The organism is Streptomyces narbonensis, from assembly GCF_014649015.1.
GTDB lineage: Bacteria > Actinomycetota > Actinomycetes > Streptomycetales > Streptomycetaceae > Streptomyces > Streptomyces narbonensis.
In genome coordinates this window covers 479,174-491,035 of sequence record NZ_BMSF01000002.1, presented here as the reverse complement: position 1 = coordinate 491,035, position 11,862 = coordinate 479,174, and the positions used below count along the sequence as shown (strand labels likewise).

Annotated in this window: 4 protein-coding genes; 1 reads left to right on the top strand and 3 read right to left on the bottom strand. The window is 69.5% G+C overall.

Features of this window, described 5'->3' with window-relative positions; translation table 11 throughout:
- Nucleotides 1–60: 60 nt before the first annotated feature.
- The gene (locus IE124_RS05725) at nt 61–1,833 is read right to left on the bottom strand and encodes a serine/threonine-protein kinase (RefSeq protein ID WP_189505418.1); all 1,773 of its coding nucleotides are present in this window, start codon (nt 1,831–1,833) and stop codon (nt 61–63) included.
- Between the two features lie 162 nt (nt 1,834–1,995).
- Between IE124_RS05725 and IE124_RS05720 the strand changes: the two genes are divergently transcribed.
- Complete coding sequence (locus IE124_RS05720; RefSeq protein WP_189505417.1) at nt 1,996–3,186, top strand: hypothetical protein; 1,191 nt, start codon at nt 1,996–1,998, stop codon at nt 3,184–3,186.
- Between the two features lie 128 nt (nt 3,187–3,314).
- On the opposite strand, the gene IE124_RS05715 is transcribed toward IE124_RS05720, so the two are convergent.
- Both IE124_RS05715 and IE124_RS05710 read right to left on the bottom strand, forming a co-directional pair.
- Nucleotides 3,315–3,914 carry an SUKH-3 domain-containing protein gene (locus tag IE124_RS05715; RefSeq protein ID WP_268246704.1) on the bottom strand — a complete coding sequence of 200 codons (600 nt, stop codon included), beginning with the start codon at nt 3,912–3,914 and terminating at the stop codon, nt 3,315–3,317.
- Entirely contained in the window at nt 3,814–11,820 is an 8,007-nt protein-coding gene (locus tag IE124_RS05710) for a ricin-type beta-trefoil lectin domain protein (protein ID WP_189505412.1), read from the bottom strand. Before IE124_RS05710 ends, IE124_RS05715 begins: the two co-directional genes overlap by 101 nt.
- Nucleotides 11,821–11,862: the final 42 nt, after the last annotated feature.

The window sequence follows — 11,862 nt, the reverse complement described above, 5'->3', positions numbered from 1 at the left end:
CTGTGGATAACCGCCGTTGGAGTGGACCACTGGCGGTCACCGGGACGGCGGTACCGGCTGCTACGAACCTTCCGCCAAGGCCCTCGGATCCTCGTCGACCAGCCGGCGCAACACCCGGGCGGCTCGGCGCTCCGGCGGAGTGCCGTCGTCGGGCAGCCGCCACAGGAACTGACGGGACTCACGCTCCGCCCCGTTCGGGCCGGGGCGGGGGTCACCGAGCGGCGGCCCGGTGAAAGTGACCACGGTGGTGTCCGGTTCGCTGAAGTCCGTGCTGATCCAGCCCTGCCGGAGGCCCCAGCGGGTGAGCAGGTCCGGTCGGTCGCGCAGTCCGGCCGTGATCAGCCGGGCGGTGAGCCGGGCCGGCCAGGTCCAGCCGTGGTCGTGCTCGGCGCGGGCGATCTCGGCGTCGTACGCGGCGGCGTCGAAACGGTACACGGGGAGGTCCGGCCGCCCGGCCGGTCCGCCCGGTCGCCGCCAGTCGCTCCACACGACGTGCTCGCCCTCCCGGCGCACGGTCACGTACAGGGCTCCGCAGCACCCTTCGGTGCAGTACGCCTCGGCGAGCCGCACCTCGCGGGGTTCGGGCCCGGCCCGCAGAGCCCCGCTGTCGAGGAGCCGCTCGGGGGACTCCCCCGGCCCGGGGCCGAAGGCCTCCGGCACGAGGGGGCGTCCGTCGATCAGGAAGCGGGTCTCGACGACGTCCGGGTCGCCGGGGTCGGCGACTGCCACCTCGATCCGGAACCGGGGGGCATCCGACGGAGCGGCGCGCAGCCGGCGTGCCGTACGGCGGATCCAGTCGGCGCGCCGCCGTCCGTCCGAGTCGGTCGGAGCCTCACCGTGCCACGCCGCCGTGTCCAGGAGGGTGCGGTGGATCGCCTCCCGTCGGCCGGGCGGCCAGGGAAGGAGGTACGAGGCGCCGCTGTGCAGGTCGAGGGCGAGGGTGAGCAGCCTGGCCCGGTGGTCCACGTCCCGGGGCAGCCGGTGGGCGTGGGCGGCCACCGTCTCGTACAGGTCGACGGCTTCTCCGTACCGCAGGATCTCGGCGTGGTAGTCCCGGCTGCTGGTCATCCGGGCGAGGAGGTGCACGGCCCGCCCGAGGAGCTCGGGGCGGTCCGGGTCCGCCCGCAGGAGAGCGGCGAGGTCGGCGGCCTCGGTCACCCGCCGGGCGACCTCGGGACCCATTCCCCGCGCATCCGTGGGGAGCCCGAGGAGCAAGGCGGGCACGGCCGCCCGATCACCGGTGGTCAGGGCGGCGACGAGGCCGCTCAGTTCCTCGCTCCGGGTGCGGTGGATCAGCCACACCAGGGCGGCGGCCGGTCTGTCCAGAGGGGCCAGGGCCGCGTCGACGGGGTGGACGAGACCGTCGAGCAGGCCGAGGACACGCAGGTACGGGACGTCCTCGGGTTCCGCGAGCCGGCTCAGGAGCCCGAGCCCGGCGGATACGCCGAGGGCGGTCGTACCGGTCCGGACGAGGTGTCGGGCCAACGATCGGACAAGGGCGCGGGCGGCGGGTTCGTCGGGCCGTTCGACGGCCGCCGCAGCGGCGAAGACGACCTGCTCGCGGACGACGCCCGTCGTGGCGAGCGCGCGTTCCACCTCGGCGGCCGCCCGTTCGGGGTCGGGGGCGTCGAGGAACGGGAGCAGGGCATCGGTGACAGCGGCCAGAGCCTCGTGGTAGCGGAGACCCGGACGCCTGCGACCCCGGGTCCGTGCCGTGTCAGGGAGGGGGTGGCCGCCCTGGGGCGGCTGCCCGTCGGGGTCACGGTCGCACAGGCCCTTGGCGTACGCGTACAGCGAGGGGGCGAGCGTCGGGCGCTCGTGCGGGGCGCTCATCGCGCGGGGTGGAGCTCGATTCCGTAGGTCATGGGAGCATGCTGCCCTCCTGGGTGCCCGTCCCGCCAGCCGTTTATCGCATGTCCGAATAGGGCGAAACGTCGTCAACGGGTGCGTATAGGCTGTCTCAGTTGTCGTACCCGACCTTCCGGAGAGCCCTCGGTGACCACCGCCTACACCCCGTCCGAAACCGCGCCCGTCATGGCCGAGGAGCCGGAGTTCTGGGAGCCGTCGGCTCCCGAGCCTCTGGAGGTCCACAGCGAGGACGTCCCGGACGACGCCACGGACGCCGACCTGGACGACGCCACCGACGCCGACCTGGACGACGACTCGGACGACGGCCGGGACGCCGACCGGGGCCACGACCCCGTCGTCGTCCGCGACGCCCAGGACTTCGGGATCTACGCGCGCACCGGCGGCTGGGCCTTCGCGCTCAAGGTCGCGCGGAGCGTGCGCCCCGGCGGCCAGCCCGCCGAGGGCACGGCCGCCGCGAAGGTCTCCGCGAAGGCCTTCGCCGCGCTCGCGGGATGCTCGCCCGACCGGGTCATGCGCTACTACAAGGCCTGGGACATGGCGGCCGACGACGACCTGGTCCCGCAGTTCGAGGTTCTGGTCCCCGGCGAGGACGTCGAGCTGCCCGACGCGGACGTCTGGCTCTCGTACTACACCTCCCGCAGCAGCGCGTCCTCCGTGCGCGGCCAGGCGATCACCGCCGCGGCCGAGGCGGAGGGCATCCGGCCGACGAAGGCCCTGGAGGTCGCCGAGAACCCGACGGCGCTGCGGGCCGCGATCCTCGCCGACCCGGGAACGGCCGAGGCGGCGCGCGGGGCGCTCCTCGACCGAATGAAGGAGGACCCGGCGCTCCAGACGGAGATGGCCCGCGCGATCGCCCGCACCGACGACCTGAAGAAGGCGGTGGCGAGCGAGGCGAAGGCGGCGGACCGTATCGGGTACGTGCGGCAGATCGTCGAGAACGGCCAGATCAAGACCCCGGCCGGCCAGACCGTGGAGGCGCCCGCCGAGCTGCGCGCCGAGGCGGAGCGGCACCTGTCGCTCATCGACGAGCTCGACGACTCCGAGGAGGCGGGCGAGTGGGCCGGTGAGGCGTACGACGCGGTGAAGGGCCTGGTCGCCCGGGCCGTCGAGGAGGACCCGACGCTGCGGGTCCAGGAGCGGCGCACCAAGTTCTACAACAGCCTGCAGAAGGCGACGAAGGTCTTCGAGGAGCTGACCCTGGACGAGGTGATGGAGGAGGACATCTACGAGGCCGACATGCTCCAGCGCCTCGAAGCCCTCCAGGAGGCGATCGGCACCTGCATCAGCGCGCTGCGCAAGGCGACGACCACGTCCTGAGTGCCGCTGCTCAGCCGAAAGGGCGGGAGCCCCGACCGATGTCCCGGTCGGGGCTCCCGTACTGCTTGACGTGTCACCGGGCCGGCATGACCGGCCCGGTGACACTCGCTACCGAGGAGTAGAAGGACTCAGGGCTGCTTGGGCCATGGCCTTCGACCTGGAGAGGACCAGGCGCAGACCAGCGGTCGAGTGGGCCGCACGGCGAATTCCAACGCCTCATAGGGCGTTTCGCCCAGCTCCCAGACGAGCCCGTCCAAGTATGCCCGCACTCTGCCGCTGGCTCCCATGAACACATGGCTACTGCTCAGCCACCAGCCCACCGGGTTGTGATTCTCCCCGAACACGGACTCCAGCAGGAGCGCCTCGTCCAGATAGCGGACTCCTCGATTCGGACTGACCCAGTAGGGTTCGTCATTCATGAAATTCGGACCGGCGGCCAAGGCCGGCTGAATTTCCAGACCCCTGAATTCCCTCATGAAAGAGATGAAATTCTCATGGATCGCGTATCCGGCGAGCGTGAGACGTTCGACCGTATCCGCAATGTCCACGCACCTGCCCGGCCGCCATCCGGCGGCCAGGAGAGCTTCACGGACGGGAAGAGTCAGCCCATGGTCAGGCGCATCCGGTTCAGGGCCCAATGAAAAGTCCCTTCTTGAGCCGGACACACCTACCGCAAGGCCTGGCCACGTCACCGTGCTCCCAGTTGCCGTCGTCGTCGTCACCCACATGGACGACATCCATGTGACCTCCACGTATCCCGGCGGGGCCTTCGGCATTGTAAGCCTTGATCAGACACTTGGCCTCGGCGCATCCGCCATGGTGATCGAGCTCATCGAACACGTCCTGCATGCCGGGAGGCACGGGGAGCTCTTCCTTATTATGCGCTCGATAGGTCTCGCCCGACAGCGAAGTGTATTCGGCGGCATATTCCGCGCCATACGCTTCCGCCACGTCGGCCAAATCTTGCAGCGCCTGTGACGGCGGGCAGTTGTGAACCAGGACCGACGTCCGCTCGGCCAGCACGTAGTACGTGTGGGTGTCCGAGACCGTCAGGTTGTGAACCGTCGCGCCCTGCGCCGTCCAACGAGTGACGGACGTGATCTGAACGTACGTGCCCGCGCTCGTCTGGAGCCACTGGCGTGCCTTCAGGTCCGTGGCTTCGATCCACGCGCCCAGTTCGGGCACCCAGAAGGGGTGACCGTCGGTCGCGGTGACCTCGGCCGTCTTCGTGCCCTGCGGACCGTCGGTGTCGATGGTGACCTTGACCAGGCGCTTGAGGCCTTCACCCTTGATCTCCGCCGTGACCGTCTCGATCCGGGTCTCCCCGGTCTTCGGGTCGGTGGCGACGATCTTGTCACCCGTCCTGACGTCCTCGATGGACTTGGTGGAGCCGTCGGCCATCAACACCCTCGTGCCGGGCACGAAGCTGTTGTCACCCGTCTTGCAGGAACCGCCGCTGGAGCCGCCGTTGCTGCGGGACGAGGCACCCGACGAGCCCCCGGGCTTCGACGTGCTGGCCTTGGTGCCACCGCCACTCTTGCCACTGCCGCCCTTGCTGCCACCGCCCTTGTTGCCGCCGCCCTTGCCACCGGCTACGGACGAGGACTTCGGGGCCGCCTTGGCCTGAGCCTTCTTCTGGACCGGGTTACCGGTCTTCTTCTTGGCTGCCGCCGCGGCGTCGGCCTTCCGCTTCGCCTCCTCGGCCGCCTTCTTCTTGGCCCGTTGCGCGGCCTCCTTCTTCGCCTTCTCGATGGCGGCCTTCTTGGCTCTCAGAGCCGCCGCCTCGGCCGCCTTGGCCGCCTTGAGGACGGCTTCCGCCGCCGCCTTGGCCTTCTTGAACGCCTGGATGGCGTTGATCGTGCGGTCGACCGCCCTCAGGACGGACGGGATCTTGCCCAGCTTGGTCCACGGGATCGCCCCGATGATCATGCTGCCGCAGGACCACATGTCACCGCCGAAGCAGGCCATGGCGTCACTGAGACCGATGAAGTCGCTCAGGACGCTCCATGCGGCGGCGAGGATCACCGAGGTGAGGGACTTGCCCATGGTGGCCTGCGCCTGCGCGACCTGCGCCGCGGACAGGCCCGCGCCCGCGAGGGCAGCCGCCTTCTCCGAGGCCGTCAGGGTGATCGCCAGACCCGTCGGGTCCGCGTGGGTGACCGGGTTGTTGTGCGCGTAGATATACCCGTTGGCCTGCAGGGGGTCGTTCAGGTCCATCAGCGGGTCGGCGGACAGGAAGCGTCCGACCAGCGGGTCGTAGAGACGGGCACCGAGCAGCGTATAGCCGGAGGAGTCGTCCCTCGTCTTGCCGAGGAATCCGGTGTGCGTCTGCAGGTTGACGCCGGACGTGCCCGCACCCCGCTGGTTGCCGAACGCATCCTGCTTGCGGATCCGCACGTCCATCGAGCCGCCCAGCAGCACCTCGGCATAGGTCGAGCCCTGGTGGTCCACGGTCATGGCAACCAGTTGGTCCGCGGCCGTGCCGTTGGCGTAGCGCATGACCGCGCCGGCAGGCGTGGTGTAGGTGCGCTGCGAGTTGACCAGGGCGCCGCCCTGCTGGACGGTGACCTCCGTGTCGCCCAGGTTCAGGGTGGCCGTCTTGCCCTTGATGGTGAGCAGACGCTCGCCACCGGGGCCGTAGATGTGACGGGTGTCGTTCTGCGGCGCCCAGAGCTGCGCGGCGGAGGCTCCGTCGCACGTGGCCAGGACGATCGCCGTGGCGTTGGCCGAGTTGCCACCCTGTACCGCCAGGCACAGGTTGGACGCGACGTGCGTCAGCTGTCCGGCGGCGTTGCGCTTCAGTTCCTGCGCCGTCGCCGCCGCGGCGGTGCCGGCGCACTTCTGGATCTGGAGCGCGGACCCGACTGTGTTGGCGGCCGGCTGGAGGCACCAGTCGTCGTACACCGACAGCGTGCCCCGGTTGGGGTCGGTCTGCGGAGTCGCCGGGGTGCTCGGGGTGGGCGTGAACTTCCAGCTCTGCGCCAGAGTGGTGTTGCAGCTGTAGAGCTGGACCGGCTGCGCCGCGAGCGCGAGACCGCTCTTGAGGTCGAGGCACTTGTCGGCAAGGCCCACGTAGGGGGTCTTGCCGCCGGTGCCCGCGCCCGTGATCCGGTCGACCTTGCCGTCCGGAGTCCAGGTCAGCGTCTGCTTGTCACCGTTGTCGAGCGAGGTGACGGACTTCGTCTCACCCGTCAGCTCGTACAGACGCTCGGCCTCGGCCTTGACCTGGGCACCCGCGGGGGTGGTGTAGGTCTTCGAGACCTTGGTGAGCGTGTGCGGCTGGCTCTTGGCCGCGCCCACGCCGTACTGGTACGTGGTGGTCGCGTCCTTGGCCGTCGCGCCGGTCAGGTCCTTCTCGACCAGCTTGGTGCGGTTGCCGAGGAGGTCGTACTCGTACTCCTGCCAGTAGCCGGAGTTGTCTGCGCCCGCGGCGACGTTGAGCGTGCCGTCCGGGTTCTTCGGACCGGTGCAGTTCTCCTGGTCCTTCGAGGTCCAGGCGTTCCTCAGCTGGCCCAGCGGGTCGTACGTGAAGCACTGCCGCTCCTCGATCCCGGTGGCGTGCTCACGGATGCCCGTGACATTGCCGGCCGGGTCGTAGGCGTACTCGCGCTTCGAGACCAGGTTGCCCGCGACCGGACCGGCACCACCGGTCTGCTCCCGGTAGACCATCTGGTTCTGGAGCTCACCGGTCGACTCGTCGAAGGAGTTCTGTGCCCACACCCGGTACGGCACCGCGCCCAGCGTCGAGCGCAGGACCTGGCCGTAGGGCGAGTAGAGAGTCTCGGAGCCGTACCAGTCCTTGCCGGAGATCGAGAGCGGGTTGCCATCCTTGTTGTAGCGGATGACCAGCTTCTCCGCGTCGAACTTGCCGGCCTTCGGAAGGTTCGCCTCCTCCAGCATGCCGCTGTCGGAGAACTTGTAGTCGTACTTGTAGTCCGCGGGGATGCCCCACGTGGTGGCCAGCGACGCGGGAAGGGACAGCGTCGTCGAGGTCGGCTGGTAGTCCTTCGTGTAACCGTTGACCTTCTGCGTGTACGCCAGACCGTCGGTGTACCGGGTGGCAGAGGCGGGCATGCCCTTGCCACCGGCGACGGTGTCGTACGAGAACGCGGCGAGCAGCGCTCCCGTGGAGCCGCCCAGTCGCTGCTCCTTGGGCCGGGACAGCTCGTCGTACGCGTTCCAGGTCGTGTTGCCCCGGGCGTCGGTGCTCGTCAGCAGCCGGTCACGGTGGTCGTACGTCATCCGCGTGGTGCCCGTGTCCGGATCGGTCGCGGTCTCCAGTCGGCCACGCTGGTCGAACGTCCACGACCACGGGTGGGTCGTGTCGGCCGAGGGCGTCGCCTTCGTCAGCTGACCACGGCTGTCGTACGTGTAGCGCGTCGACGTGAAGCCGCCAGGCGCCGCCGGGTTGGTGGTGTCCGTGCGGACGGTGCGGCCCAGGGCGTCGGTGTAGACCTTGTAGGACGAGGCGCCCTGCGGGTGGATCACCTTCGACCAGTCGGCCCCGTACTCGTAGCGGGTCGCCTTCTCCGGCACCTCCTGCGAGATGGCCTCGGTGGACCCGGAGGACTTCACCTTGAGAACCGGCATCTCCTCGAGTACGCGGCCGAGACCGTCGTACTTGTAGCGAGTGATGTTCGGGACCGTGGTGTCGGCGCGCGGGGTGAACAGCTCGCCGCTGGGGGCGTCCCCGTTGAGGTACGCGTTGTTGGTCTGGTAGACCTCACCTGCGCTGTTGTACAGCGTGTCGGTGATCAGACGGCCACCGCCGTCCGCCTCCTCCTGCGACTGGCGCTCGCGGCCGAGACCGTCGTAGATGGTGACGGACTTCTCGACCCGGTCCTCGTAGCCACGGCTGTAGGTCGTGATGTACGGGGGCTTGCGGAGCACTCCGCCGTTCGGGTCGTTCGGATCGGGCTGGTCGGCCGGAGTGACGTACTCGGCCCTGAAGTCCGGAATCGCGCTCGGCGACGGGGTCCGGCCGGGGGCCCATGCCTCGGCGAGACGGCCCAGCGGGTCGAAGGTCGCCTGGCTCACGTGGCCGTTGGCATCGGTGGTCGTCAGCGCGACCCCGCGGCCCGGCTCCACCTCCTGCACCTGGGTGTGGCCCAGCGGATTCGTCTGGGTGACCTTGAAGACCTGACCCGTCGGCGGGTCGAAGGTCGTCGTGGACTCCTTCTTGTCCGGGTCGATCTGCTTGGTGACACGACCGAGGGAGTCGAAGACGACGGTGCCGCCGGTCCGCCAGCCGGTGCCGTCGTCGTTCAGGGACCACGTCTCGGTGGCCAGACCGCGGGTGGTGTCGGCGAGCGCTGTGCCGTACGTCATGTTGTCGTACGACGTCCGCCCTCCGCTGCTCAGAGTCTTCAGATCGGCCCAGTTCGCGTCGGCACACGCCGTCGGCGACACGAGGACCTGCTTGGTCAGACCGATGATGTTCCGGGTCGTGTTGTGCAGGTACTCGAGCTTGGTGCAGGACTCGTCGCCGGTCTTGGTCGGGTCGGCGTCGCCGAACGACTCCACCATGGTGGGCAGACCGTGGACGCTGTCGAACGTCGTCTTGGTGCGGACGCTCCGCAGGGTGCGGGTGTCGTCACCCGTGCCCGACGACTTCGTGTACGCGATCTCCTCGGGCTCGGTGACGCGCCACGCCTTCAGCGGGTCGAGGCCGTCGCCGCGGACGCGGCTGGCGAGCTCGGTGGCCTCGGGGACGGTGAGGCTGCGGGTGAGCCAGTCGCCGTCGGCGTCGGTCGCGTCGGAGTAGCTGAACTCCTCGGCTATTCGGCCGGCGAAGGCCTCGCGGTCGTAGACCGTCGCACCGTTGTGGGTGAGCGTGGCGCCCGCGATGTTCTTCATCGGGACGGTGTCGCCCATGCCCCGGTAGAAGCGGGTGACCGCCTTGGTCTTCGGTCCCTCCACGCCCGGCGTGTCCTCGCCCGGGCTGGAACCCTCGCCGTTGTCGGCGGCGACCTGACGCTCGCCCGTGACGACGGCCGTCTGCTCGAAGCCCGCGAACTGCGAGTACGTGCGCGTGGACTTCTTGCTGAACTCCGCCTCGGCGAGCTTCCAGCCGGCGTTCTTGTAGTCGTACGACGTCCGCGTGGAGTGGGAGCCGTCGACGTTCGGCAGTTCCTCGATCGAGTCGACCACGTACTTGTGGAACCAGTCGATGTCCTCGACCTCGGCGTCCGGGTGCCAGAACATCGGGTAGCACAGACGCGTGTTGGCCTTCAGCGCGGCCGTGTCCGTCTTGCCGGGCAGGCCCGTCCTGCTGGCGCAGCCGTCCGCCGCGTCACCCCAGGTCGGCATCTTGTACGTGACGACGGTCTCGCCGCCGTACTCGTTGATGACGCGGCCGATGCGCAGCCGGGCGAAGCCGGGGCGCGCGTCGATCGGGTCGCCCTTCTCCTCCCCGGCCGTCTTCCGCAGGAGGACGCGGTTCGGCATCTCCTCCTCGTTGGACTCGAACCGGATCGGGTTGAGCGTGACCGCGGCGTCCGTGGAGCCCTTGCGCGCGTAGCCGGTGCGCTGGATGGACTCCAGCCACAGGGCCGTGTTCGGGCCGGTCTTGAGGACGGGGAAGCTCTGCTTGAGCTGGTACTTGTCGACGTCCTGGCGCGCGGTGGTGTCGGTGCGGCGCTGGGCCGAGGTGGTGATCTTGTCCAGGCGCTTGGTGGACCAGAAGGTCGGGCCGGCGTTCCAGCACTTCTTCTTGTCCGTCGAGGTGACCGCCTGGCACCGCAGGTCGGCGGGGGTGTCGTACCAGATGCGGTACTTGCCCGGGTCGGTCGACGTGAAGTTCTCCGGGCTGCAGGTGAGGTTGCCCTCGGCGTAGCAGCGCTCCTCGACGTCGAAGCGCACGCGGGCCGGGGCCTCGGCGCTGAAGACGGTGTCCTTGCGCTGGCCGTAGTCGATGCGCTTCAGGTAGCCGCCGCGGTGGTACTCGACGGGGCCCTTGAAGTAGAAGTTCTTCGCGTAGTAGTTCTTCTCGCGCTCCCACCACAGCGACATGGCGTTGCCGTGGACGTCCTCGACGTAGTCGAGGTTCCACTGCCAGGCCTGGTTGCAGGCGGAGGACTTCCAGTCGGCGGTCGTCGAGCCCTTGTAGCAGGGCTCGCCCGCGTGGTTGCCGTAGACCGGCACCGCGAGCACGGAGTTGGTGTACGCGTCGTCGGCGGCGGTGCCGTTGTCCGACCAGCCCGGGAGCTTGTTCAGGCCGAAGTGGTACTTCGTGCCGTCCTTGGTGGTGACGACCCAGTACTCGCCGTCGGCGTCCTTCATGTCCGAACGCGGGTCCTTGGACGTGTCCTTGAACCGCTCGATCTTCGAGCCGTCACCGTTGGCGCTGAACCACTTGTCCTTGGACTCGTCCCACACCAGCTCGGTGGTCATGCCGCCCAGGGAGAGGGTGGCGTTCTCCGAGCCCCAGCACAGGTCCGCGGTCTTGTGGGTCGAGTTGTTCGACCCGGCCTTCTTGGAGTCCTGGCGGCAGTTGACGTACGTCCGGCTGATGGAGCCCGGGTTGTAGTCCCAGCCGTCACCGATCCAGGAGGCCTGGTTGTTCGACGCCGAGGTGCGGCCGTCGACCGTCTGCGACGAGTAGCCCAGGCTGACCTTCGGGGTCAGACCGCCGGCGGCCTCCGGGACCTGCACCTGGTAGCCGTAGGTGAAGGCGCCGTTGGACGAGCCCGCGGCCCAGGAGCCGGCGGACAGCAGCGGCGAGGCGGTGAAGTCACCGGTGGCCGAGGCGCCGGTGTCCATCGCACCGACGACCTGGCGGCCGGAGGTGTCGACGGCCTGGAGGGCGACCTGCTGAGCCGAGGCGCCGGAGACGCTCGAGCGGGCGACGCCGTCCTCGAGCAGGTTCGCGACCGGCACCGATCCGGAGAGGATCTTGCGGGTGGGCGCGGCCTTCTTGAGCTTGACCTTGGTGGGGGCCTTGGCGGCCGGCACCTCCTTGACCGTGGAGCGCAGTCGCTCGATGTCGTCGGCGACCTCGGTGGTGCCGGACATGGTCTCGGTGCCGGAGTCCGGGGCGCAGTCGCCCGAGTCCGGGGAGTCGATGACGCAGTTCGGCAGGAGGACGAGGCCGAAGCGCTCGGCGGCCTGGGGGCCGTAGCGGTCGGCGAAGCCGGTGGTGTCGACCTCGATCGTGACCTGCGCGGCCGGATCGGCGTCCACCGGCGGGACGACCTCGAGGATCATGCCGGGGACGCCGGTCTCCTCGGAGGTGGTGGTCGACTTGACCGCGACCTGCCAGTCACCGTCGATCTTCGTCGGGTCCTGACCGACGGGCACGCCGACCGCGACCGGCAGACCGGCCGACGTGGTCTCGTTCACCACCGGGACCATGGTGCCCGGCTGGGTCTCTGCGGTCAGCGGCGCCTTGCCGGCGTCCTCCGCCCACGGGTCGACCTTCGCCGGCACGTAGGGGGTGAGCTGCTGCTCGTCCCCGAGGCTCAGCGCCTTGTCGGCACTGGCGTCGTCGGCGAGCGCGGTGCTCTCGGGGATGTCCGGCAGGTCGACCTGGGAGGTCGTCTCTTCGCGGCTCATCCCGTCGCCGGGAACGGCCAGGGCCTGCCCGCCCAGGCTCGTGACCGTCAATACCGAGGACAAAAGAAGGACGGTCGCCATGCGGCTTCGCCGACGGCGCCGTCGTTGTGACTCTGTCATGGC

What these genes read in the sequence shown, in the direction of transcription:
- IE124_RS05725 (WP_189505418.1), bottom strand. Translation starts at nt 1,833, where the DNA reads ATGAGCGCCCCGCACGAGCGCCCGACGCTCGCCCCCTCGCTGTACGCG.
- IE124_RS05715 (WP_268246704.1), bottom strand. Translation starts at nt 3,914, where the DNA reads ATGTGGGTGACGACGACGACGGCAACTGGGAGCACGGTGACGTGGCCA.
- IE124_RS05710 (WP_189505412.1), bottom strand. Translation starts at nt 11,820, where the DNA reads ATGGCGACCGTCCTTCTTTTGTCCTCGGTATTGACGGTCACGAGCCTG.